This is a genomic window from Peribacillus sp. AS_2 (assembly GCF_026891895.1).
GTDB classification, from domain to species: Bacteria; Bacillota; Bacilli; order Bacillales; family DSM-1321; genus Peribacillus; species Peribacillus frigoritolerans.
In genome coordinates this window covers 35,158-60,436 of sequence record NZ_JAPTGA010000022.1, presented here as the reverse complement: position 1 = coordinate 60,436, position 25,279 = coordinate 35,158, and the positions used below count along the sequence as shown (strand labels likewise).

Sequence of the window (25,279 nt, the reverse complement as noted above, 5' to 3'; positions counted from 1 at the left end):
TCAGCCATCCGGCTGGTCTTTTTTTGTTTGTAATTAAAAAAATTTTCCGTTTTCAGGGACAGTACGGGCTGGCCTTATTTGAATTGGTTGCCATATCATGAGGAGGAATGGATGAGCTGGGGAAATTGGGCAGAATTCTTAAGGAGAAGAAAAATTTCAGGTTTTACATCCATTTATATAGGGTATTTATATAAGATATTTCAACTTTAATGTTCAATGGGGTATGTAACTACATATAATTTGGAGAAAATGGATATTACAGAAAGAAAATGCGTTTAAGTTGCAAAATGCATTATTCCTTGTATAATAATAGTCAAATATAGTCAAAGTCAGAATGGGGGAGGCTGAGTGAGAAACATATCTGATGTTATCGAAACTTATTTGAAGCAAGTACTTGAAATAAGTCAAAAAGATATCTTGGAGATAAAAAGAAGTGAAATAGCGGATAAATTTCAGTGTGTTCCTTCTCAAATCAATTACGTAATAAATACCAGGTTTACCATCGAGAGAGGTTATGTTGTAGAGAGTAAGCGTGGAGGCGGCGGTTATATACGCATCATGAAAGTGGAATCACAGGATTCCGTGCAACTTATCAACCACTTATTATCGCTTATTGGTTCCAGGGTAACTCAATCGATGGCTGAAGGAGTAATTTCACGGCTGATGAATGAAGACGTCATTAATGAAAGAGAAGCAAAGATTATGATGAGCGTCATAGATAGATCGGTGATTTATATCGACCTGCCTGACCGCGATGAGCTTAGGGCAAGAATTTTAACAGCGATGCTTACTACTTTAAAATATAAATGAAACTGGCAGAGGTGATGAACGTTGATTTGCCAAGAATGTCATCAAAGGCCTGCTACCCTGCACTTCACCAAAATCATCAATGGAAAAAAGACTGAAGTCATGATTTGTGAGAAATGTGCTCAGGAAAAAGGTGAAATGTTCATGGAGGCAGGTGGACCTGGTTTTTCAATAAATAATTTATTAGCAGGATTGTTGAATATGGAGTCGAATATTCAACAGACAAAGGCAAATGCATTTCCGAAAACGGAAGAGAGGCGCTGCCCGCATTGTCATCGATCTTATAAAGAATTTGTCCATATTGGCAAGTTTGGCTGTGCCGAATGTTATAAAACGTTCAATGAACAGTTAAATCCCATTTTAAAGAGGGTTCATAGCGGCAATACAGCACACATAGGGAAAATTCCAAAAAGGATTGGCGGCGCCATATATCTTCGAAAGCAAATTTTGGATTTGAAAGAAGTTTTAAAGGTCCACATTGATCAAGAGGAGTTTGAGAAGGCGGCAGAAGTAAGAGATAAGGTTCGCTCCCTTGAAAAAAGGTATGAAGCACAAGAGGGAGGCGAGGAATTATGAGCTTGGAAAAGTTTGTAGAAAACGCCTTGAGTTCCTGGATGAGTGCCGAAGGTCCGGAAATCGATATTGTATTGAGTTCGCGGATTCGGCTGGCCAGGAATTTCAAAGACTTTACCTTCCCAACCTCCTTTTCGAACGAAGAAGCTAATAAAATCATTGAATTGATTAAAAAAAGAATCGAAGAGGAAGTAACCCCAGAGATTGGGAAATTGGAGCTATTAGAGATTGACCAATTGCAGCCACTGGAAAAGCGCGTTCTGGTTGAAAAACATTTAATCAGTCCTCATTTAGTTGAAGATTCAGCGAAAAGCGCGTGTCTTCTTTCGGAAAATGAAGAAATAAGTATCATGATAAACGAAGAGGACCATCTCCGTATTCAATGTTTAATGTCGGGATTGCAGCTAAAGGAAACCTTAAAGATTGCAAATGTTCTTGACGATTGGATTGAAGAATCCATAGACTATGCATATGATGAAGAAAGAGGATACCTGACTAGTTGTCCGACTAATGTGGGAACAGGGTTAAGGGCTTCAGTCATGATGCATCTGCCGGGTCTGGTCCTTACACAGCAGATGAATAATATCATACCGGCTATCAACCAATTGGGGTTGGTGGTTCGAGGGATTTATGGAGAGGGCAGTCAAGCGTTGGGGAATATTTTTCAAATTTCCAATCAAATCACTCTTGGAAAATCGGAAAGGGATATCGTTGAAGATCTAACGAGTGTAGTGCAACAAATCATAGCCCAGGAACGGTCAGCGAGGGATGCATTAGCGAGGACTTCCCACATACAATTAGAAGATAGAATTTTCCGTTCATATGGGGTTTTGTCCAATGCTCGAATAATCGAGACAAAGGAAGCAGCTACATGTATCTCAGATGTTAGATTAGGGATAGATCTTGGGTATATAAAGAGTATTTCCAAAAGCATTCTAAATGAATTGATGATTTTGACGCAGTCGGGATTTTTACAAAAGTACGCAGGCGGCCCTTTAAGACCCCATGAAAGGGATATCCGTAGAGCAGCACTCATCCGGGAACGCTTGAATTTCACGGAATCTTCCTCCTCATAGAGGTTATTGACCCCTTTAGGGAGAATTAAATTTCATGTAATAGATATGGAGCAAGAATAAGCTTCTGCCATTACTTAGAGAATTGCCAGCAATTTTATTCAAAACGAAAATTCTTAAGGAGGAATTCCCTATGATGTTTGGTCGTTTTACTGAAAGAGCCCAGAAAGTATTAGCATTAGCCCAAGAAGAAGCAATCCGTTTAGGTCATAATAATATTGGCACGGAACATATTTTACTGGGCCTGGTCCGAGAGGGTGATGGTATTGCAGCCAAAGCGTTATATGCTCTTGGATTGGGTCCGGAGAAGATTCAGAAAGAAGTGGAGAATTTAATTGGCCGTGGACAGGATACGGCTCAAACGATACATTATACCCCAAGAGCCAAGAAGGTCATTGAGCTTTCCATGGATGAAGCAAGAAAATTAGGTCACTCATATGTTGGGACAGAGCATGTCCTTCTAGGTCTTATACGAGAAGGGGAGGGTGTCGCTGCCCGCGTATTGAATAATCTGGGAGTAAGTTTAAATAAAGCCCGACAACAAGTATTACAACTTTTGGGCAGCAATGAATCAGGTGGTCATCAAGGTTCAGCCGCTGCAAATGCAAGCACGCCGACATTGGATGGCCTTGCCCGTGATTTAACGGCGATTGCAAGGGAAGGAAGCTTGGATCCGGTTATCGGAAGAAGTAAGGAAATACAGCGTGTCATTGAGGTATTAAGCCGTCGTACAAAAAATAACCCAGTATTGATCGGTGAACCTGGCGTTGGTAAAACAGCCATTGCTGAAGGGCTTGCCCAACAGATTATCAATAACGAGGTACCTGAGATTTTACGTGATAAACGCGTCATGACACTTGATATGGGTACTGTTGTGGCTGGCACTAAATACCGGGGGGAATTTGAGGACCGGTTGAAGAAAGTCATGGATGAAATACGTCAGGCGGGTAATATCATCCTATTCATCGATGAATTGCATACATTGATTGGTGCAGGTGGTGCAGAAGGTGCCATCGATGCCTCCAATATCCTTAAACCATCATTGGCCCGTGGTGAATTACAATGTATCGGTGCTACAACTTTGGATGAGTACCGTAAGTATATTGAAAAAGATGCTGCCCTTGAACGTCGCTTCCAGCCAATCCAAGTCGATGAGCCGACAATTGAGGAATCCATCCAAATTCTCAAAGGTCTTCGTGACCGTTATGAGGCACATCACCGCGTATCGATCACTGACGAAGCGATTGATGCTGCAGTCAAATTATCAGACCGTTATATTTCCGATCGCTTTTTACCTGATAAAGCGATTGACTTGATTGATGAAGCTGGTTCCAAAGTTAGGCTGCGCTCATACACAACGCCACCTAACCTAAAGGAACTTGAAGTGAAACTAGATGATGTTCGCAAGGAAAAGGATGCTTCCGTTCAGAGTCAGGAATTTGAAAAAGCTGCTTCGCTTCGCGATACAGAACAACGCTTAAGAGAACAATTGGAAGAAACGAAAAAAACTTGGAAAGAAAAACAAGGGCAGGAAAACAGTGAAGTGACTGTGGATGACATTGCACACGTCGTATCCAGCTGGACGGGAGTGCCGGTTACTAAATTGGCGCAAACGGAGTCAGACAAACTGCTTAATATGGAGTCAATCCTCCATGATCGTGTAATTGGGCAGGAAGAGGCCGTCATTGCGGTTTCTAAAGCAGTACGGCGTGCAAGGGCAGGTTTGAAAGATCCTAAGCGTCCAATTGGTTCCTTCATCTTCCTGGGGCCTACAGGGGTCGGTAAAACCGAGCTAGCCCGTGCTTTGGCTGAATCCATTTTTGGTGATGAAGATGCCATGATCCGCATCGATATGTCCGAATATATGGAGAAACACTCGACTTCACGTCTTGTTGGATCGCCTCCAGGATATGTTGGGTACGAAGAAGGCGGTCAGTTAACAGAAAAAGTGCGGAGGAAACCATACTCCGTCGTTCTGCTTGATGAAATAGAAAAGGCGCATCCGGATGTCTTCAATATTCTTCTTCAAGTGTTGGAAGACGGAAGACTGACAGATTCCAAGGGGCGTACTGTCGATTTCAGGAATACCATTCTGATCATGACATCGAATGTAGGGGCGTCTGCCTTGAAAACTGATAAGTATGTCGGCTTTAACATCCAGGATACTGGGCAGGACTATAAAAATATGAAAGGGAAAGTGATGGAAGAACTCAAACGTGCATTCCGTCCGGAATTCCTGAATCGTATTGATGAAACTATCGTGTTCCACTCATTAGAGAAGGATCATTTGAAACAAATCGTTACATTAATGTCAAATCAGCTTACTACCCGTTTGAAAGAACAGGAGATATACTTGGAGCTGACAGATGCGGCAAGAGAAAAAATTGCTACGGAAGGTTTTGATCCGGAATATGGGGCAAGGCCAATCCGCAGGGCGCTTCAGAAGCATGTAGAAGATTATCTATCCGAAGAGTTGCTTAAAGGCAACGTGAAAAAAGGGCAAACGGTCGTAATGGATGTCGTGAATAATGAGTTTGCAATCCGACAAGGCGAGCCTGTTAATGTAAGTGAATAACCTGATCCTAAACTTCGAGGTACACGCAGATTCTTTTGCAGTGTACCTCTGTTTTTTATCTATAGGTAGATATGAGTATAAACGGGAAAAGCAAAGTGAATATTTTTTTAAAAAAACTTAGCCTTAAGAAGGTTTAAATAAAACAGAGATATAATATCCTTAATATAGATATTTTTTCCAAAGGAAGAGGAGTAATTTATGGCTGTAAAAAAGAAAACAAAATTTATGTGTCAGTCTTGTGGGTATGAGTCCGCGAAATGGATGGGGAAATGCCCAGGCTGCGGTGAATGGAACAAAATGGTCGAGGAAACCGAAATCGTTAAACCTGCAAGAAAAGGCGCTTTTACCCATTCAGAGGTTAGAGTTTCCGGGGAACGGGAGAAGGCAGCACCCATAACGACCATTCAGTCAGAAAAAGAACCACGCATTAAGACGGATCTAATGGAATTGAATCGTGCTCTTGGGGGCGGGATCGTACAGGGATCACTTGTATTGATCGGAGGGGACCCGGGTATCGGGAAGTCCACCCTGCTTCTACAGGTATCATCCCAATTGGCGCATAAACAGAAAAAAGTGCTTTATATATCAGGTGAAGAATCAGTCAAGCAAACCAAATTGAGAGCGGACCGGCTTGGGACCATGTCAGAAAATCTATTCGTTTATTCTGAAACCGATATGGACTATATCCAACAGGCAATTACAGACGTTAAACCGGATTTGGTCATAATTGACTCGATTCAAACGGTTTACCATTCTGAGGTTACATCTGCCCCGGGAAGCGTTTCACAAGTGAGGGAATGCACAGCCTCACTCATGCGCATTGCTAAAACGAACGGGATTGCGATTTTTATCGTCGGTCACGTTACAAAAGAAGGGGCCATTGCGGGACCACGGCTGCTTGAGCACATGGTGGACACCGTATTATATTTTGAAGGGGAAAGACACCATACATATCGAATTATACGTGCGGTTAAAAATCGCTTTGGTTCGACGAATGAGATGGGTATTTTTGAAATGAAGGAACATGGATTGGAAGAGGTGGCGAATCCATCGGAAATTTTCCTTGAAGAACGGTCGCAAGGAGCTTCGGGGTCCACAGTCGTCGCATCCATGGAGGGCACAAGGCCGGTGCTTGTTGAAGTTCAAGCATTGATTTCTCCTACGAGTTTTGGCAATCCGAGGCGGATGGCCACAGGAATTGACCACAATCGAGTTTCGCTTTTAATGGCTGTCCTGGAAAAGAGAGTGGGCTTGCTGCTCCAAAACCAAGATGCGTATTTAAAGGTTGCTGGCGGTGTCAAGCTGGATGAACCAGCAATTGACCTAGCTGTCGCAATAAGCATTGCATCAAGCTTCCGTGATAAACCAACAAACCCTGCCGATTGCATCATTGGTGAAGTGGGGCTGACTGGTGAAGTGAGAAGGGTGTCACGAATTGAACAAAGGGTGCAGGAAGCAGCGAAATTAGGGTTTGAGCGGGTTATCATACCGGCTAATAATATAGGAGGGTGGACCGCGCCGAAAGGTATTAAGATCATTGGTGTTTCATCGGTTTCGGAGGCTCTTAAACAATCGTTAGGGGGTTAAGCATGACAGATAAAAAAGGGTATGAGAAAACAAAATTGGAAATTCTGCAAATCGTAGCACCCGGTACCCCGCTTCGGGAGGGGATTGAAAATGTCTTGAGGGCAAACACGGGCGGTTTGATAGTGGCCGGATATAATGAGAAGGTGCGAACGATCGTGGATGGCGGCTTCGAAATCAACTGCAGCTGTACCCCCAGCACATTATATGAGTTGGCGAAGATGGACGGGGCCATCATTTTAAATGAAACCGCCGATAAGATCATTTTCGCAAATGCCCAATTAGTGCCTGATAACAGTACACCTTCCACTGAAACGGGAATGAGGCATAGGACAGCGGAACGGGTGGCAAGGGAGACCAAGTCGTTGGTCATCGCAATCTCACAGCGCCGGAATGTCATCACTTTATATCAGGGCAATTTCCGGTATGCCCTTAAAGATATAGGAGTCATACTTGCCAAAGCGAATTTAGCCATCCAGACCTTGGAAAAATACAAGGTGGTCCTGCAGCAGAGCATATCGGTTTTAGGAGCGCTCGAGTTTGAGGAAATCGTGACCTATGCCGATCTTTTGCAGGTATTTCACCGTTATGTGATGGTGCTCAGGATCAAGGCGGAGCTGCTGACGTACCTTAATGAGCTTGGTACGGAAGGAAGGCTGATCCGTTTGCAAATGAATGAAATCCTGGCAGATATTGAAACGGAAGGGAAATGGCTTATCAAGGATTATACCTCCAGTAATGATGAAAATCCCGAGGAAATCATTTTTAGGCTTCAAGAGTTGGCCATGCAGGAAAAACTGGATGAAAGCATTCTTCTTAAGGTGCTGGGCTATCATGGATACATTCATCTTGATGAGTCAGTACATCCCCGTGGTTACCGTATTCTTCATAAAATCCCACGCTTGCCGGGTTTGATCATCGAAAATTTAGTGAAACAGTTCGGAAGCTTTAGTGAAGTCAATAAAGCTACGGTTGAAAACCTTGACGATGTGGAGGGCATAGGTGAAGTCCGGGCAAATAAAATTAAAGAAGGACTCCGAATTTTGAAAAATCAGCTGGTCACAAATAGAAGGATGTAAGGTGCAGCCGGCTTTTAAAAAACTCCTGAACGGGCTTGAAATTGATTGGTGTTTATTTTTGACACTCAAAACTCGGGGTGCTAGGCTAATATTACGAAAAAGAGAAGAATTCATATTTATAAATCCACTATTCCTTAAGTGAATTTAATGTATATAGTGAAAACGAATTTTCAAGGTTTCATTTTATTTTATTGGTCAATAATGAGTAGAAGGAGGTGAAAGGGATGTTAAAACGCATTATACAAGCATGCTTCTTAATAGTCGGCGGAACACTTGGTATGTTGCTTATTCCGGAATTATTAACTGTCTTACATGCAGACGATATTGCTTTATTAAACAATCCTTATGTAAGTGTACTGTTGGGTGCCATTATCTTTTATCTTATAACTTTTTGGGCAGTAGATCATGTGATCTACTTTATGAAATGGCTGGAGGAACAGCTTGTAAAGATACCGATTACGGATATAATCTTTGGCAGCGTAGGTCTTTTAGTTGGATTGCTGGCAGCGTTCTTGGTTGGATCCGCATTCAGTGCCATCAAGGTTCCCATTTTGAATACAGTGGTACCTATCATCCTTACGCTTTTATTTGGATATCTTGGTTTTCAGGTGGGCTTTAAAAAACGTGATGAGCTATTGAGTTTATTCACGAAAAGCAATAAGAAAAAGAACTCGGATGGTGAAGCAAGCGAAGAGGATGAAGACGGGTATAGCAAGCGCCTGAAGATTCTCGATACAAGCGTCATCATTGATGGCAGAATTGCGGATATTTGTCAGACAGGCTTTCTGGAGGGTACCATCGTCATTCCTCAATTCGTATTAAACGAATTGCAGCACATTGCCGATTCATCTGATGCATTGAAAAGGAATCGTGGAAGGCGCGGTTTGGATATCCTGAATCGGATTCAAAAAGACCTGCCGATTAAAGTGGAGATGTACGAGGGGGATTTTGAAGACATTCAGGAAGTCGACAGTAAACTGGTGAAGCTTGCCAAAATATCGGGTGGAATGGTCGTTACCAATGATTTCAATTTAAACAAAGTATGCGAGTTTCAAAATGTGGCGGTACTTAATATCAATGACCTGGCCAATGCCGTAAAACCAGTTGTACTTCCTGGGGAAGAGATGAACGTTCAGGTCATAAAGGACGGGAAAGAGCAGAACCAGGGCATCGCTTATTTGGACGATGGAACCATGATCGTTGTCGAGGGTGGCCGTGACCATATCGGGAAACGGATCGACGTACTTGTCACAAGTGTATTGCAAACCTCTGCAGGCCGGATGATATTCGCTAAACCGAAACTATTAGAAAAAGCATTATAAAGAAGAGTAGGAGAAACCGTTATGTTTTATGAAGTAGTGATACCTGCAGCTGGACAAGGCAAAAGAATGAAAGCGGGCAAGAATAAACTTTTTATTGAACTATCGGGTATCCCGATCATTGTTTATACACTGCGTGTCTTCGAAGAAGATCCTGACTGTCGGGGGATTATCCTTTCGATAAACCCGGCAGAAAAGGATTATTTCAATCAATTGATAGCAGCGAATGGGCTTAAAAAGGTCAAGAAACTGGTCTTGGGTGGCAAGGAGCGCCAACAAAGCGTTTATAATGGACTGCAACATGCAGAAGAAGACATCGTCCTGGTCCATGACGGTGCCCGCCCTTTTATTACCCTAGGGCAAATCAGTGAATTGACTACTGCTGCCTCCCTTCATGGAGGTGCCGTAATTGCAGTGCCCGTTAAGGATACGATTAAAAAAGCGGCAAACAAAAAGGTATTGGAAACAGTGGAACGATCAAGCTTGTGGGCGGTGCAAACTCCACAAGCTTTTCGTGTATCCATATTAAAAAGTGCGTATGAACAGGCAGAAGCTGAAGAATTTTTAGGGACGGACGATGCAAGTTTACTAGAGCGGATCAATGAACAGGTAGTTATTATTGAGGGCAATTATGATAATATTAAGATTACGACTCAGGAAGACCTTTATTTTGCAGAAGCGATTTTACATAAACAACAACATGGAAAACGATGATTGGGGAGAATGATATGTTTAGAATAGGACAAGGATATGACGTTCATCAGCTTGTGGAAGGCAGGCCTTTGATAATTGGCGGGATTACGATTCCGTATGAGAAAGGACTGCTGGGTCATTCGGATGCGGATGTCCTTCTGCATACTGTTGCCGATGCCTGCTTGGGGGCAATTGGTGCAGGGGATATCGGTAAGCATTTTCCGGATACCGACCCTGAATTTAAAGATGCCGATTCGGCAAAACTGCTGCAGTATATTTGGGCGATCGTAAAAAAAGAAGGATATTCCCTAGGCAATGCGGATTGTACAATCATTGCACAAAGCCCGAAAATGGCACCGTATATCGAGGAAATGCGAGGCAGGATTGCAGAACTTTTAGATGCCTCGATAGACAGGGTTAATGTAAAGGCGACCACAACGGAGAAACTTGGATTTACAGGCAGGGGCGAAGGAATCGCTGCACAGGCTGTTGTTTTATTGGTCAAATCAAACTAAATCGTTTTTAGAGTGGATGCCTTTATCCCAATGTATTTAAATGATAATATAAACAATAGAATAGAACGACTGGGAGGTCTATATATATCATGAGCAGCGATATTCGAGTTCGCTATGCACCGAGTCCGACTGGACATTTACATATTGGTAATGCACGGACTGCTTTATTTAATTATTTATACGCACGAAATAAAGGCGGGAAATTCATCATCCGTATTGAAGATACCGACCAAAAGAGAAATATTGAGGGCGGAGAGGAAAGTCAGCTTAAATATTTGAAATGGCTTGGCATGGATTGGGATGAAGGTGTTGATGTTGGCGGTGAATACGGTCCATACCGTCAATCCGAAAGGAACGACCTTTATCAGGAATTGTATCAAGAGCTTTTGGATAAGGGTTTAGCATATAAATGCTATTGTACGGAAGAAGAGCTTGAAGCAGAGCGTGAAGGACAGGTCGAACGCAATGAAACGCCAAAATATTCCGGGAAGTGCAAGCATTTAACTGAGGAAGAGCAAGCGGAACTAGTGGCACAAGGAAGAAAACCGAGCATTCGCTTTGCCGTTCCAGCTGGGAAGGTCCTTACTTTCAAAGATATGGTCAAGGATGAGGTTTCATTTGAAACAGATGGCTTTGGTGATTTTGTCATCGTTAAAAAAGATGGCATTCCAACCTATAACTTTGCAGTGGCCGTCGATGATCACTTGATGAAGATTTCCCATGTCCTTCGCGGTGATGATCATATCTCCAATACTCCAAAACAATTGATGATTTATGAAGCTTTCGGCTGGGAACCGCCGGTATTCGGACATATGACACTGATTGTAAACGAAAGCAGGAAGAAACTGAGTAAACGTGATGAGTCGATCATCCAATTCATTGAGCAATATGAAGAGCTTGGCTATGTACCTGAAGCTTTATTCAATTTCATTACATTACTAGGATGGTCTCCGGTCGGGGAGGAAGAGATTTTCACGAAGGAAGAATTCATTAATCTTTTCGATGCTGACCGCCTGTCTAAATCACCTGCACTTTTCGATAAGCAAAAGCTTACATGGATGAATAACCAATATGTGAAGCAATTGGACGTCAATCGTGCAGTGGAATTGTCATTGCCTCACTTAATTAAAGCCGGGAAGGTTTCAGAGACACTGACCGCCGAAGAAGAAGAGTGGGTACATGGGCTTGTTTCACTTTTTCAAGAGCAGATGAGCTATGGAGCGGAAATAGTCGAGCTTTCTGAACTGTTTTTCAAGGATGAGGTCGAGTTCGAGCAAGAAGCTAAGGAAGTGCTGGCTGAAGAACAGGTACCTGAAGTCATGAAAGCTTTCCTTCAGGAGATCGAAGGGCTTGAAGAATTTAATGCGGATGAAATCAAGAAGTCGATTAAAGCCGTACAAAAAAGCACAGGGCATAAAGGGAAAAAATTATTCATGCCGATAAGGGCTGCCGTCACGGGTCAAACACATGGTCCTGACTTGCCTAAGGCAATTTCATTACTGGGCAAAGAAAAAATTAAACAGCGTATTCAGAGTATTTTATATTAACAATTTGTCGAAAATGTAATATAGTATTTAATAATCTTACAAAAGAACGCGTAGATGGGGAGAAGTAAGTAAACGAAGCTTTTTAGAGAGAACCATAACCTGCTGAAAGTGGTTCAGGCCTCTCGTTTTCTGAAATGCACCCTTGAGTCCTTTGCTGAACTAACCTATAGTAGGCACAGGCGGAATGTCCTCCGTTACAGGGATTAAAGTTGGGGATGAAAAAACAGGAAAGAGCTTTACCTGGTTCGTACATTCCAAACAGAGTGGAACCGCGCTTCAAGCGTCTCTGTCTATTTGGACAGAGACGCTTTTTTATATGCTTTAAAAGCTTCAAAAGGGGATGTTGGAAAAGGACGGAACATAGGGGGGAATCATTTTGTTAAAGATGTTTAAAGAAGATATCGAAGTGGTTTTTGATCAAGATCCTGCTGCGCGCAGCTATTTGGAAGTCATATTGACGTACGCTGGTTTACATGCGATTTGGAGTCATAGGATGGCTCATGCGCTATTTAAGAGGAAATTCTTTTTCCTGGCGAGAAGCATATCTCAAATCAGCCGGTTTTTTACCGGAATTGAAATTCATCCAGGGGCTACGATTGGCCGTCGTTTCTTCATTGACCATGGAATGGGGATTGTCATTGGCGAAACTTGTGAAATTGGCGACAATGTATCCGTCTTTCAAGGTGTAACACTTGGGGGGACCGGAAAAGAAAAGGGAAAACGTCATCCTACGATAAAGGATAATGTTTTGATAGCTACAGGAGCAAAAGTGCTGGGTTCCATCACTGTTGGGGAAAACTCGAAAATCGGTGCGGGATCGGTCGTTCTAAAGGAAGTGCCACCTAATTCTACAGTGGTGGGCATTCCAGGTAAAGTGGTCATTCAAGATGGCATCAAAATCAATAAAGACCTAAATCATTGTGATCTTCCTGATCCAATCGCTGATCGCTTTAAGGAATTGGATAGTGAAATCAGAGCCTTAAGAGCAAGGTTGGCCGAACAGAAGCAGGAAGAAAGGAGTCTATAATATGGCGATTAAAATATATAACACGGCAACAAGAAAAAAGGAAACCTTCGTCCCGATTGAAGAGGGAAAGGTGAAGATGTATGTATGCGGACCCACTGTCTATAATTACATTCATATTGGCAATGCAAGACCGGCAATCGTATTCGATACCGTTCGTAGGTATTTGGATTACCGTGGATATGATGTGCAATTCGTTTCTAACTTCACGGATGTGGATGATAAGCTGATTCGCGCGGCAAAAGAATTGGGGGAAGATGTTCCGACCATATCTGAGCGTTTCATCAAAGCGTATTTTGAAGACGTGTCGGCATTGGGCTGCAAAAAAGCGGATGCTCACCCGACCGTAATGGAGAACATGGATGCAATCATTGAATTCATCTCGGCGCTAATCGAGAAAGGATTCGCTTATGAATCGGAAGGGGATGTGTACTACCGCACTCGTAAGTTTGAGGGATATGGCAAGCTTTCACATCAGTCCATCGATGAGCTTCGAGTGGGGGCACGTATTGAAATAGGGGAGAAAAAACAAGATGCCCTTGATTTTGCCCTTTGGAAAGCGGCCAAGGATGATGAAATATCATGGGAGAGCCCATGGGGTAAGGGGCGTCCTGGCTGGCATATCGAATGCTCGGCAATGGTCAAAAAGTATTTGGGGGATACCATCGATATTCATGCAGGAGGTCAAGATCTGGCATTCCCGCATCATGAAAATGAAATTGCACAATCCGAAGCATTGACGGGTAAGACCTTTGCGAATTATTGGATGCATAATGGGTATATAAATATTGAGAATGAAAAAATGTCTAAGTCCTTAGGCAATTTCGTCCTTGTGCATGACATCATTCAGAAGCATGATCCACAAGTGTTACGCTTCTTCATGTTATCAGTACATTACCGTCATCCGATCAATTATAGTGAAGAAGTGCTTGAAAATGTAAAAGCGTCCCTTGAACGCTTAAGGACATCATATCAAAATTTAAAGCATCGCCTTCAAGTAAGTGACGGATTGACTGAGAATAATGATGTTTGGTTGGAGAAGCTGAATGATTTACATGAACAATTCATTAAGGAAATGGACGATGATTTCAACACAGCTAATGCAATATCCATGCTTTTTGAACTTTCCAAACAGGCAAATTATTACTTGATGGAGAAAAACACAGACAAGGAAGTAATTGATGCTTTCCTTGATAAATTCAACACCTTATTTTCTGTCCTCGGTTTGTCCCTTGAAGAAGAGGGGCTTTTGGATGAGGAAATTGAAGGGTTGATACAGCAAAGGATTCAAGCGCGGAAAGACCGCAATTTTGGATTATCTGATGAAATTCGCGATCGCTTGAAAAATATGAATATCATATTAGAGGATACCCCTCAAGGTACAAGATGGAAAAGAGGGTAATTAATGCTTCATTACGATAGTAAGGTAGATGCAAAAATGCTGAACAGTCTTGCTTTAGCATATATAGGTGATGCTGTATACGAAACGTATATACGGCATCACCTCATTCAAAAAGGGGCGGTCAAGCCCAATCTACTTCACAAAAAAGCTACATCTTTTGTAGCTGCTAAAGCGCAAAATAAAATCATCCACTTCTTTCTGGAGTCAGATTGGCTATCGGAAGAGGAATCCGCTGTCGTTCGGCGCGGCCGAAATGCGAAATCCGGTACGGTACCGAAGAATACAGATGTGCAAACGTATCGCTACAGTACAGCCTTCGAGGCTCTTATGGGATTTTTGTATTTATCCGGTCGAATAGAAAGAATGGAAGAACTCATCAAAAAATCCATTGAATACATTGAAGAAGAAAAGGGGAGTAACCCATGAGCGAAGAATATATCATTGGCAGAAACCCCGTATTGGAAGCACTTCGCTCCGAACGGGAAGTTAATAAAATTTGGATAGCCGAGGGCTCGCAAAAAGGCTCGATGCAACCACTTATCGGTCTCGCGAAGGAAAAGAAGGTTCTCGTGCAAATCGTACCGAAGAAAAAAATTGACCAAATGGTAGAAGGCATCCATCAAGGTGTTATCGCACAAGTGGCTGCATATGAATATGTGGAGCTGGATGACTTATTCGCTAAAGCGGCTGAACGGGACGAAGCACCTTTTTTCATGATCCTTGATGAGGTTGAAGATCCGCATAATTTAGGTTCGATCATGAGGACGGCCGATGCAGTCGGGGCCCATGGAATCATCATACCAAAAAGAAGAGCGGTGGGCTTGACGGCAACAGTGGCAAAAGCTTCGACGGGTGCAATCGAATATATTCCTGTAGCTCGCGTTACAAATTTGGCAAGAGCGGTGGAAGAATTGAAAGAGCGAGGGGTATGGATAGTCGGTACCGATGCGAAAGGCAGCGATGATTACCGTAACATGGACGGAAAGATGCCTATCGGACTTGTTATCGGCAGCGAAGGAAAAGGCATGGCCCGGTTAATGAAGGAGAAATGTGATTTTCTCATCCGTCTTCCAATGGCAGGAAAAGTAACTTCGTTAAATGCATCGGTAGCAGCCGGTTTATTGATGTATGAGGTTTATAGAAAAAGAAATCCCCTAGGGCAATGACGAAATGAATATTCTGTTGGTGGACGGTTATAACATTATTGGAGCTTGGCCGGAACTGAGAGAATTAAAAGAACGGGATCTTGCTGCTGCAAGGGACCGATTGATAGAAATGATGGCGGAATATCAAGCATTTACCGGATACCGTGTAATTGTCGTATTTGATGCTCAATATGTTCAGGGAATTGCCCGCATATTCAAAAATCACAAGGTTGACGTAATTTTTACAAAAGAAAATGAAACTGCGGATGAAAGAATAGAAAAGATGGCCATCGAACTGAATAATGTCAAAACGCAAATTCAAGTGGCAACCTCTGACTTCACGGAACAGTGGGTGATCTTTGGCCAAGGGGCCCTAAGGAAATCCGCTCGTGAACTGCTAATTGAAATGGAAGAAATTCAAGGCGAAATCAAGAAAGATGTAAGAAAAACAACAACGATAAGACCCGTTGCTAAAATTCCTTTAAGTGAAGAAGTGGCAGAAATTTTCGAAAAATGGCGCCGGGGGAAAATTTGAACCATTGACGGGTAAAATTTACCTGCTGTATAATATTTCTATCTGAGTCAGGTCAGGGGGATATAATGTGGGTCTCAAATTCGGAATGAAGCTGAACGAAAAGTATCTTCAGTTTGAGGATGATGAATTGATAGGGTTGGTGCACACTGGAGACAGTGAAGCGCTTGATTATTTGATCCAAAAGTATCGTAATTTTGTAAGAGCGAAGGCAAGGACTTATTTCTTGATTGGTGCCGATAAGGAAGACATCGTGCAAGAAGGTATGATTGGTTTATATAAAGCCGTCCGTGATTTTAAAGGGGATAAGTTATCTTCTTTTAAAGCATTTGCAGAACTATGCATTACGAGGCAGATCATTACAGCTATCAAAACAGCAACACGTCAAAAACATATTCCGCTCAATTCCTATGTTTCCCTGGACAAGCCAATTTATGATGAGGAATCGGACCGAACTCTAATGGATATCATATCGGGTACGAAGGTTTTGGACCCGGAAGAACTGATCATCAACCAAGAAGAGTTTGACGATATCGAATTAAAGATGGCCGAGCTCCTGAGTGATCTTGAGAGAAAAGTGTTAGCTCTTTACCTGGATGGACAAACCTACCAAGAAATTTCGGAAGAGTTGAACCGGCATGTTAAGTCAATCGACAACGCCCTTCAGCGGGTGAAAAGAAAGCTCGAGCGCTATCTGGAAGTAAGGGAAATCAGTTTATAATCCCTCCGCTTTTTCCGCTTAATTTCATCTGTCCCTTCTCCACATGGAAGTTTTTTATTCACTAAGATTTTTAGATGCAAGCCGATGTTTTGATTTACGTTGTCCATAATGGGTGGAACCCGCTTTGATATTGACAATAAAAAACAGTCGTGATAAGGTTTTATGGATATAGTAGATAGGATAGGTGTATCTAATGCGAAAAAAAATAGTTCTTGCCTGCAACGATTGCGGTTCAAGAAATTATAGTTATGAGAGCAAACAATCGACAAGCGGCGAACGGCTGGAAATCAAGAAATTTTGCAGTACGTGCAACTCACACTCGATTCACAAAGAAACGAAATAACCGTTTTATAAATAGATTGACAGAAGCTTCTAATGCTTGGAGGTACATTCATGAAACGTTTTACCGAATTTTTCAGCGGAGTCGCTCGCGAAATGCAAAAGGTAAGCTGGCCGAAACGCAAGGAGCTTACCAAATATACAATCGTGGTGGTAACGACTGTAGTATTTATGGCTTTATTCTTTACAGTGGTCGATTTGGGTATTTCCGAATTAATTCGCTTAGTTATTGAATAAGAGATTCGAAAATAAGGTATAATAGTGATAGAATAATATGTGTCAGCAGAAAAGCCCGGAAACGGGTTTTTTAATTTGTCTTTTTTAATAAGTGAAGAAGTTCAAAAACGAGTGCTGCTGTAATACGAATCATCACAATATATTCTAGTTAAGTTCGGGATGACGCCTGTATGGTTTTTTGGCTAAAACGTTCAAAGATAAAGATTAATAAAGAAAATGATCGATTGCAGGGAGGGAAGGACGTTAAAGTCCTAACACATGGAAAAGAATTGGTATGTAGTTCACACCTATTCAGGTTATGAGAACAAGGTTAAAGCTAACTTGGAAAAACGTGTTGAAACTATGGGGATGGAAGACAAGATCTTTCGCGTTGTAGTTCCAGAAGAAGAAGAAACAGAAGTGAAAGATGGCAAAAAGAAAGTGACCAAAAAGAAAGTGTTTCCAGGTTATGTGTTGGTTGAGATCATCATGACGGATGATTCATGGTATGTTGTCCGTAATACGCCTGGGGTAACAGGTTTCGTGGGTTCATCTGGAGCTGGGTCAAAACCGACTGCATTGCTTCCGGAGGAAATTGAAGTCGTTCTTAAACGTATGGGCGTAGATGAAAGCAAAATCGAAGTTGATTTTGAAATCGGTGATACGGTTCAAGTTAAAGAAGGACCATTTGCAACTTTTGCAGGACCGATTGAAGAACTTGATAAAGACAAAGGGAAAGTAAGGGTCCTAGTCAATATGTTCGGCCGTGATACACCGGTAGAACTTGATTTTAATCAAGTGGAAAAATTATAAACGGAAAAAAACTTGAAATTACCTTTTGAAAGTGGTAAAATTTCAAAGGTCAGTATGTTTCAATTTTTAGGCCTCAACGATACAAGCATTCTTTATTAATAGATAAAGAATTCAAGATGAGTGGGAGGGTATTACCCTATTACCACATCACGGACTTATAAGGAGGTGTGTCTCGTGGCTAAAAAAGTAATTAAAATGGTTAAATTGCAAATTCCTGCTGGTAAAGCGAATCCGGCACCGCCAGTCGGTCCTGCATTAGGTCAAGCTGGTGTAAACATCATGGGATTCTGTAAGGAGTTCAACGCTCGTACAGCAGATCAAGCTGGTCTAATTATTCCTGTTGAAATCACGGTATTTGAAGACCGTTCATTTACATTCATTACAAAAACTCCACCGGCTGCAGTATTGCTTAAGAAAGTAGCTGGTATCGAGTCTGGTTCTGGTGAACCTAACCGTAATAAAGTTGCTACAGTCAAGCGTGATCAAGTGCGCGAGATTGCTGAAACTAAAATGCCTGACCTAAACGCTGCAAGCGTTGAAGCTGCAATGCGTATGGTTGAAGGTACTGCTCGCAGCATGGGTATTGTCATCGAAGACTAATCCATGTAATTGCTATTTGTTTCTACGGGGTTGCGATTGATACTCGCAACCTTTATTCGTGGGAGGTCATTCCGTTAAAACCACAATTTAGGAGGATTTATATCATGGCGAAAAAAGGTAAAAAGTATCTTGAAGCAGCTAAGCTTGTAGAAGTTTCTAAGGCTTATGCTGTAACTGAAGCAATCGAAGTTGCTAAAAAAGCAAACTTCGCAAAATTCGATGCGACTGTTGAAGTTGCTTTCCGTTTAGGCGTAGACCCTAAGAAAGCTGACCAACAAATTCGTGGAGCTGTTGTTCTTCCGAATGGTACTGGTAAAACTCAACGCGTATTAGTATTCGCAAAAGGCGAAAAAGCAAAAGAAGCGGAAGCTGCTGGTGCTGACTACGTTGGCGAATCTGACTACATCAACAAAATCCAACAAGGATGGTTCGAATTCGATGTAATCGTTGCGACTCCAGACATGATGGGTGAAGTTGGTAAACTTGGCCGTGTATTAGGACCTAAAGGTTTAATGCCTAACCCTAAAACTGGCACAGTAACTTTCGATGTAACGAAAGCTGTTAATGAAATCAAAGCTGGTAAAGTTGAATACCGCGTAGATAAAGCTGGTAACATCCATGCTCCAATCGGTAAAGTATCTTTCGAAGATGCTAAACTAGTGGAAAACTTCACTACTATCTATGATACATTATTGAAAGTTAAACCTGCGGCTGCTAAAGGAACTTACATGAAAAACGTTTCTGTAACAACTACAATGGGCCCTGGCGTGAAAGTTGATCCTTCTTCTTTCAAATAAATAATTGACATACCAAAACTATTATTGTTATAATAAGTTTTGTTGTGAATAAATGAATACTATTTGTACCGTAGACAGTAGGTGCTCATTACGAGCTTAATTCCCTGCCGAGGTAATTCGATAATAATAGTCCTTGACTATGACTTTTGAAATTACTGCCTTCATGTCTGCAATAGAGATGAAGGCTTTTTCTTTGAAACGGTATAAATGTTTTCAAGCAAATCTACAGGAGGTGTAAGGATGAACGCAATTATTGAACAAAAGCAAAAAATCGTTGCTGAGATTTCTGAAAAGTTAACTTCAAGCCAATCAACAGTAGTTGTTGACTACCGTGGATTGACTGTTGCTGAAGTAACAGAACTTCGTAAGCAACTTCGTGAAGCTGGCGTTGAGTTTAAAGTTTACAAAAACTCTATGACTCGCCGTGCTGCTGAAAGTGCTGAGCTTAGCGCTTTGAACGAATCATTAACAGGTCCAAACGCAATTGCATTCTCAACTGAAGATGTTATTGCGCCAGCAAAAATCCTTAACGATTTTGCGAAAAAACATGAAGCGTTAGAAATCAAAGCTGGAGTTATCGAAGGAAATGTTGCAACTGCTGAAGAAATTAAAGCTCTTGCAGAACTACCTTCACGCGAAGGCCTACTTTCAATGCTACTCAGCGTGCTACAAGCACCTATGCGCGGACTTGCTCTTGCTACAAAAGCTGTTGCAGAGCAAAAAGAAGAACAAGGCGCGTAAGCTAACCGCTTATTTAGCCTGCTGAATCAAAAAAAACCAACCATTTCGAGGAGGAAATAAAAATGACTAAAGATCAAATCATTGAAGCAGTTAAAAACATGACTGTTTTAGAATTAAACGACCTTGTAAAAGCAATCGAAGAAGAATTTGGCGTAACTGCTGCTGCACCTGTAGCTGTAGCTGCTGCTGGTGGCGCTGCTGCTGAAGAAAAAACTGAGTTTGATGTAGTTCTTACATCTGCTGGAGATCAAAAAATCAAAGTTATCAAAGCTGTACGTGAAGTTACAGGTCTTGGACTTAAAGAAGCAAAAGAACTTGTTGACAACACTCCAAAAGCAATCAAAGAAGGCGCTTCTAAAGAAGAAGCTGAAGAAATCAAAGCTAAACTTGAAGAAGTTGGAGCTGGCGTTGAAGTTAAGTAATCTTGCATAAACAAAAAGCTCGCTATCATTGGCGGGCTTTTTTTCTTCATTTTTAAAGAAATGACGGGAACTGGCCGTTAATGGTTTGGTAACGGGGATATCGTTACTGGAACATTCCGGCGTGCAAGCATCCATTCTTCAATTCTCTTCTCTCATTAAATCTTCAATATTCCTTTCTGATAGGGGGAGATGACTCTGACAGAGCATTACTACTCACATAAACCGGATGTCGTAAGCAATCCGAAATTTTGGGATTTCACATTAAAGGGACGTACATTTCGCTTCAAAAGTGATAATGGTGTTTTTTCGAAAAAGGAAGTTGATTTCGGATCGCGTCTTTTGGTTGAGAGTTTCAACCTTAGTGAAGCTGTGGAAGGAAATATTCTCGATGTTGGTTGCGGGTATGGACCGATCGGAATATCGATTGCGGCAGCTTATCCCGATAGAACGATAGAAATGATTGATATAAATAGCCGGGCAGTTGAATTGTCAAAAGAGAATGCTGCTTCTAATGGGATCGCAAATGTGAAGATTTACGAAAGCGATCGTTTTGACAAAGTTGCCTCCAATCAATTCGCTGCGATTCTTACGAACCCTCCCATTCGCGCAGGTAAAAGTGTAGTCCACGAAATTTTAGAAGAAAGCTATCGCAGTTTGGTAGCTGGTGGAGAATTATGGGTTGTCATTCAAAAAAAACAAGGGGCTCCATCCGCAATGGATAAAATGGAGCAATTATTTGGAAATGTTGAAGTGCCTGTTAAGAAAAAAGGTTACTATATACTATTATCCAAAAAGGTTTGACTCTAAATTTTCGCTATGTTAGTATTATAAAATGCATATATATAATTCCGTAACTATGCAATTTTTATACCATTGGTGTATAATCGATGGATAATATGGGAAAAATATATAAATAATAGTTCGTTTTATGAGAAATAGTGGTTTTTAAAATAAAAACCATTTTCTTTTTGTCTATGGAAATGATTCCTTTTCCGAGGCAAATGGATCCTTATAACGCTTGATTTAAGGGGTGAATCAGTTGACAGGTCAACTTGTTCAGTATGGACGACACCGCCAACGTAGAAGTTATGCAAGAATCAGTGAGGTTTTGGACCTTCCGAATCTGATTGAAATTCAAACAGCTTCTTATCAATGGTTTCTAGATGTAGGTTTAAAGGAAATGTTCCAGGATATTTCTCCTATTGAGGATTTTACAGGTAATTTATCGTTAGAATTCATCGATTACAGCTTAGCTGAGCCGAAGTATTCTGTGGAAGAAACAAAAGAACGCGATGTTACGTATTCTGCACCACTTCGTGTGAAAGTGCGCCTTGTTAACAAAGAAACAGGGGAAGTAAAAGACCAAGATGTATTTATGGGCGACTTCCCGCTGATGACTGAAACAGGTACATTTGTCATCAATGGTGCTGAACGGGTAATTGTATCCCAATTAGTGCGCTCACCGAGTGTTTACTACAATGGGAAAATGGATAAAAACGGTAAGCTTGGGTTCTCTGCGACCGTTATTCCTAACCGTGGCGCATGGCTCGAATACGAAACAGACGCCAAGGATGTTGTGTATGTTCGAATCGACCGCACCAGGAAATTACCGATAACGGTATTGATGCGTGCCCTTGGATTCGGAACAGATCAAGAAATCATCGATTTGATCGGTGACAACGAATACCTTCGCAACACTCTCGAAAAGGATAACACCGAGAGTGTGGAAAAAGCATTACTAGAAATCTATGAGCGTCTACGCCCAGGTGAACCGCCTACTGTCGAAAACGCGAAAAGTCTTTTAGTATCACGCTTTTTTGATCCGAAACGTTATGATTTAGCTAATGTAGGCCGTTATAAAATAAACAAAAAACTGCATATTAAGAACCGTTTATTCGGACAACGTATTGCAGAGACTTTGATTGATCCTGAAACGGGAGAAATCATTGTTGAAAAAGGTACAATGCTTGATCGCCGGACTCTTGATAGGATTCTGCCTCATATCGAAGGTGGAATAGGATTCAAAACATTCCATCCATCAGGTGGTGTAGTAGAGGAAGAAACTCTTCTTCAACCTATTAAAGTGTTTGCACCAAACGATGCTGAAGGCGAAAAAGTGATCAATATCATCGGTAATGCTTATGTGACCGACCAGGTCAAAAACATTACACCGGCTGATATCATTTCTTCCATCAGTTATTTCTTTAATTTATTGCATGGTGTGGGAATCACGGATGACATTGACCATTTAGGTAACCGTCGTCTGCGTTCCGTTGGTGAATTGCTGCAAAACCAATTCAGAATTGGTTTATCCCGTATGGAGCGTGTTGTCCGTGAAAGAATGTCCATTCAGGATACGAACACAATCACTCCACAACAACTAATCAACATTCGCCCTGTCATCGCATCCATTAAAGAGTTCTTTGGAAGTTCACAGCTTTCCCAGTTCATGGATCAAACGAACCCGTTGGCTGAGTTGACGCATAAACGTCGTCTATCTGCTTTGGGACCTGGTGGTCTGACACGTGAGCGTGCTGGCTTTGAAGTACGTGACGTTCATTATTCCCACTATGGCCGCATGTGTCCGATTGAAACGCCTGAGGGACCGAATATTGGTTTGATTAACTCGTTATCCAGTTTTGCAAAGGTTAACCCATATGGCTTCATTGAAACACCATACCGCCGTGTGGACCCTGAAACAGGTAAAATTACAAGCCAAATCGATTACTTAACAGCTGATGAGGAAGATAACTATGTAGTTGCCCAAGCGAATGTACGACTGTCGGATGACGGCTCATTCCTTGATAACGATGTTGTTGCACGTTTCCGCGGTGAAAATACCGTTGTTCCGCGTGACCGCGTAGATTACATGGATGTATCTCCTAAACAGGTTGTATCTGCCGCGACTGCATGTATTCCTTTCTTGGAAAACGATGACTCCAACCGTGCCCTTATGGGAGCGAACATGCAACGTCAAGCAGTTCCTTTGCTTCAACCGGAAGCCCCTCGGGTAGGAACGGGTATGGAGTATGTTTCAGCGAAAGACTCCGGTGCTGCCGTAATCTGTAAACACCCTGGTATCGTAGAGCACGTTGAATCACGTGAAGTATGGGTACGTAGGGTAAGTGAAGTAGACGGGCAGCAAGTAAAAGGAAATCTTGATAAATATCGTCTATTAAAATTCATTCGTTCCAACCAAGGAACGTGCTATAATCAACGCCCTATCGTAAGTGTTGGCGACAATGTCGTTAAAGGTGAAATTCTTGCTGATGGTCCTTCAATGGAAAAAGGTGAGTTGGCACTTGGACGTAACGTATTGGTAGCCTTCATGACATGGGATGGATATAACTATGAAGATGCCATCATCATGAGTGAACGATTGGTTAAAGATGATGTGTACACTTCCATTCATATTGAAGAATATGAATCTGAATCACGCGATACAAAATTAGGGCCTGAAGAAATCACCCGTGATATCCCTAACGTAGGGGAAGATGCGCTTCGTAATCTTGATGAGCGCGGAATTATCCGTGTGGGTGCTGAAGTGAAAGACGGAGACCTTCTCGTTGGTAAAGTCACGCCTAAAGGTGTAACGGAACTGACTGCTGAGGAACGTCTATTACATGCAATCTTCGGTGAAAAAGCACGTGAAGTAAGGGATACATCACTTCGTGTACCTCACGGCGGCGGAGGAATCGTTCTTGATGTTAAAGTATTTAACAGAGAAGACGGCGATGAACTGCCTCCTGGTGTAAACCAACTCGCACGTGTATATATCGTTCAAAAACGTAAAATCCATGAAGGCGATAAAATGGCCGGACGACATGGTAACAAAGGGGTAATCTCCAGGATTCTTCCTGAAGAAGATATGCCTTATCTACCGGACGGCACTCCAGTCGACATCATGTTAAACCCATTGGGTGTACCTTCACGTATGAACATCGGACAGGTGTTGGAGCTACACTTGGGTATGGCTGCACGCGCACTTGGCATTCATGTAGCATCTCCTGTATTCGATGGTGCCACTGAGGAAGACGTTTGGGGTACGATTGAAGAAGCCGGGATGTCCCGTGATGCAAAAACTGTCCTTTATGATGGCCGTTCAGGTGAAGCATTCGATAACCGTGTATCAGTTGGTGTCATGTACATGATCAAACTGGCGCATATGGTCGATGATAAACTTCATGCACGTTCAACTGGACCTTACTCCCTTGTTACGCAGCAGCCACTTGGTGGTAAAGCGCAATTTGGTGGACAGCGTTTCGGTGAGATGGAAGTATGGGCACTTGAAGCTTATGGTGCCGCTTATACATTACAAGAAATCCTAACCGTTAAATCAGATGATGTCGTGGGTCGTGTTAAAACGTACGAAGCGATTGTCAAAGGTGAAAATGTCCCTGAACCAGGCGTTCCTGAGTCATTCAAAGTATTGATTAAGGAGCTTCAAAGTTTAGGATTGGATGTTAAAATCCTCAATGCCGAAGATCGTGAAATCGAAATGCGTGATTTGGAAGATGAAGATGAAGCCAACCAAGCAGACAAATTAAGCCTTGATTCAGAAACTAAAGATATTGTTGCTTCCGAAGTAGGGGCACCTGTCAAAGAATAAAATTAAATATAAACATATCCAGTTATATATTACCTGCTCTGACTGGCAGCGAGATGTTCATTAGAAAATCATGCTGCCTTGTTAGAGCCTTATTGATTCAATCAACCATCATCCGGTGTAAGATTGCCTCATAACGTGACGGCAATCAAGGGT

General features: G+C 42.0%; 25 protein-coding genes and 2 other annotated features. All 25 genes read left to right on the top strand.

What is annotated here, in order from left to right:
- Window positions 1-348: 348 nt before the first annotated feature.
- The 25 genes from OTG27_RS24815 to rpoB all read left to right on the top strand — a co-directional run bounded on the left by OTG27_RS24815 (window position 349) and on the right by rpoB (window position 25,126).
- Window positions 349-810, top strand: coding sequence for a CtsR family transcriptional regulator (locus tag OTG27_RS24815; RefSeq protein WP_034305095.1), 462 nt, complete (start codon window positions 349-351; stop codon window positions 808-810).
- Between the two features lie 21 nt (window positions 811-831).
- Window positions 832-1,383, top strand: coding sequence for a protein-arginine kinase activator protein McsA (mcsA, locus tag OTG27_RS24810; RefSeq protein ID WP_034305093.1), 552 nt, complete (start codon window positions 832-834; stop codon window positions 1,381-1,383).
- Window positions 1,380-2,456 (top strand): protein-arginine kinase McsB, encoded by a 1,077-nt coding sequence (gene mcsB / locus OTG27_RS24805; protein WP_034305092.1) that lies wholly within the window; start codon window positions 1,380-1,382, stop codon window positions 2,454-2,456. Before mcsA ends, mcsB begins: the two co-directional genes overlap by 4 nt.
- A gap of 130 nt (window positions 2,457-2,586) precedes the next feature.
- Window positions 2,587-5,028: an ATP-dependent protease ATP-binding subunit ClpC gene (clpC, locus tag OTG27_RS24800; RefSeq protein WP_034305090.1), complete on the top strand. Its 2,442-nt coding sequence runs from the start codon at window positions 2,587-2,589 to the stop codon at window positions 5,026-5,028.
- Between the two features lie 198 nt (window positions 5,029-5,226).
- Window positions 5,227-6,615 (top strand): DNA repair protein RadA, encoded by a 1,389-nt coding sequence (gene radA / locus OTG27_RS24795; protein ID WP_268938429.1) that lies wholly within the window; start codon window positions 5,227-5,229, stop codon window positions 6,613-6,615.
- A gap of 2 nt (window positions 6,616-6,617) precedes the next feature.
- On the top strand, window positions 6,618-7,691 hold the full coding sequence (gene disA, locus OTG27_RS24790; protein ID WP_034305085.1) for a DNA integrity scanning diadenylate cyclase DisA: 1,074 nt from the start codon (window positions 6,618-6,620) through the stop codon (window positions 7,689-7,691).
- A 224-nt stretch (window positions 7,692-7,915) separates the two neighbouring features.
- Window positions 7,916-9,013 (top strand): PIN/TRAM domain-containing protein, encoded by a 1,098-nt coding sequence (locus tag OTG27_RS24785; protein ID WP_268938428.1) that lies wholly within the window; start codon window positions 7,916-7,918, stop codon window positions 9,011-9,013.
- A 21-nt stretch (window positions 9,014-9,034) separates the two neighbouring features.
- On the top strand, window positions 9,035-9,724 hold the full coding sequence (ispD, locus tag OTG27_RS24780) for a 2-C-methyl-D-erythritol 4-phosphate cytidylyltransferase (RefSeq protein ID WP_268938427.1): 690 nt from the start codon (window positions 9,035-9,037) through the stop codon (window positions 9,722-9,724).
- A 14-nt stretch (window positions 9,725-9,738) separates the two neighbouring features.
- Window positions 9,739-10,218 carry a 2-C-methyl-D-erythritol 2,4-cyclodiphosphate synthase gene (gene ispF, locus OTG27_RS24775; RefSeq protein WP_268938426.1) on the top strand — a complete coding sequence of 160 codons (480 nt, stop codon included), beginning with the start codon at window positions 9,739-9,741 and terminating at the stop codon, window positions 10,216-10,218.
- Between the two features lie 89 nt (window positions 10,219-10,307).
- A complete protein-coding gene (gene gltX, locus OTG27_RS24770) occupies window positions 10,308-11,765 on the top strand; it encodes a glutamate--tRNA ligase (protein WP_053537039.1) in 1,458 nt (485 codons plus the stop codon).
- Window positions 11,766-11,807: 42 nt separating this feature from the next.
- Window positions 11,808-12,056, top strand: a binding site (T-box leader).
- Between the two features lie 85 nt (window positions 12,057-12,141).
- Window positions 12,142-12,792: a serine O-acetyltransferase gene (cysE, locus tag OTG27_RS24765; protein WP_034305073.1), complete on the top strand. Its 651-nt coding sequence runs from the start codon at window positions 12,142-12,144 to the stop codon at window positions 12,790-12,792.
- 1 nt (window position 12,793) lies between these two features.
- Complete coding sequence (gene cysS / locus OTG27_RS24760; RefSeq protein WP_057276472.1) at window positions 12,794-14,191, top strand: cysteine--tRNA ligase; 1,398 nt, start codon at window positions 12,794-12,796, stop codon at window positions 14,189-14,191.
- Window positions 14,192-14,194: 3 nt separating this feature from the next.
- Window positions 14,195-14,617 carry a Mini-ribonuclease 3 gene (locus OTG27_RS24755; RefSeq protein WP_034305071.1) on the top strand — a complete coding sequence of 141 codons (423 nt, stop codon included), beginning with the start codon at window positions 14,195-14,197 and terminating at the stop codon, window positions 14,615-14,617.
- Window positions 14,614-15,357: a 23S rRNA (guanosine(2251)-2'-O)-methyltransferase RlmB gene (gene rlmB, locus OTG27_RS24750; protein ID WP_034305069.1), complete on the top strand. Its 744-nt coding sequence runs from the start codon at window positions 14,614-14,616 to the stop codon at window positions 15,355-15,357. The genes OTG27_RS24755 and rlmB overlap by 4 nt, the downstream gene beginning before the upstream one ends.
- 4 nt (window positions 15,358-15,361) lie before the next feature.
- Complete coding sequence (locus OTG27_RS24745; protein WP_034305067.1) at window positions 15,362-15,871, top strand: NYN domain-containing protein; 510 nt, start codon at window positions 15,362-15,364, stop codon at window positions 15,869-15,871.
- Between the two features lie 85 nt (window positions 15,872-15,956).
- Entirely contained in the window at window positions 15,957-16,589 is a 633-nt protein-coding gene (gene sigH, locus OTG27_RS24740) for an RNA polymerase sporulation sigma factor SigH (protein ID WP_094246690.1), read from the top strand.
- 193 nt (window positions 16,590-16,782) lie between these two features.
- A complete protein-coding gene (gene rpmG, locus OTG27_RS24735) occupies window positions 16,783-16,932 on the top strand; it encodes a 50S ribosomal protein L33 (protein ID WP_072273931.1) in 150 nt (49 codons plus the stop codon).
- 50 nt (window positions 16,933-16,982) lie between these two features.
- On the top strand, window positions 16,983-17,165 hold the full coding sequence (gene secE / locus OTG27_RS24730) for a preprotein translocase subunit SecE (protein ID WP_034305062.1): 183 nt from the start codon (window positions 16,983-16,985) through the stop codon (window positions 17,163-17,165).
- A gap of 258 nt (window positions 17,166-17,423) precedes the next feature.
- Entirely contained in the window at window positions 17,424-17,957 is a 534-nt protein-coding gene (nusG, locus tag OTG27_RS24725) for a transcription termination/antitermination protein NusG (RefSeq protein WP_048677866.1), read from the top strand.
- 174 nt (window positions 17,958-18,131) lie between these two features.
- A complete protein-coding gene (rplK, locus tag OTG27_RS24720; RefSeq protein ID WP_034305057.1) occupies window positions 18,132-18,557 on the top strand; it encodes a 50S ribosomal protein L11 in 426 nt (141 codons plus the stop codon).
- A gap of 104 nt (window positions 18,558-18,661) precedes the next feature.
- Window positions 18,662-19,354 carry a 50S ribosomal protein L1 gene (rplA, locus tag OTG27_RS24715; RefSeq protein WP_048677868.1) on the top strand — a complete coding sequence of 231 codons (693 nt, stop codon included), beginning with the start codon at window positions 18,662-18,664 and terminating at the stop codon, window positions 19,352-19,354.
- A 50-nt stretch (window positions 19,355-19,404) separates the two neighbouring features.
- Window positions 19,405-19,555 (top strand) — a sequence feature (ribosomal protein L10 leader region).
- A gap of 39 nt (window positions 19,556-19,594) precedes the next feature.
- On the top strand, window positions 19,595-20,095 hold the full coding sequence (gene rplJ, locus OTG27_RS24710; protein WP_048677870.1) for a 50S ribosomal protein L10: 501 nt from the start codon (window positions 19,595-19,597) through the stop codon (window positions 20,093-20,095).
- A gap of 62 nt (window positions 20,096-20,157) precedes the next feature.
- Window positions 20,158-20,517, top strand: coding sequence for a 50S ribosomal protein L7/L12 (gene rplL, locus OTG27_RS24705; RefSeq protein ID WP_048677872.1), 360 nt, complete (start codon window positions 20,158-20,160; stop codon window positions 20,515-20,517).
- Window positions 20,518-20,712: 195 nt separating this feature from the next.
- Window positions 20,713-21,318 (top strand): class I SAM-dependent methyltransferase, encoded by a 606-nt coding sequence (locus OTG27_RS24700; RefSeq protein ID WP_063577540.1) that lies wholly within the window; start codon window positions 20,713-20,715, stop codon window positions 21,316-21,318.
- A gap of 238 nt (window positions 21,319-21,556) precedes the next feature.
- Window positions 21,557-25,126: a DNA-directed RNA polymerase subunit beta gene (gene rpoB, locus OTG27_RS24695; RefSeq protein WP_268938425.1), complete on the top strand. Its 3,570-nt coding sequence runs from the start codon at window positions 21,557-21,559 to the stop codon at window positions 25,124-25,126.
- The last annotated feature ends 153 nt before the right edge of the window (window positions 25,127-25,279 follow it).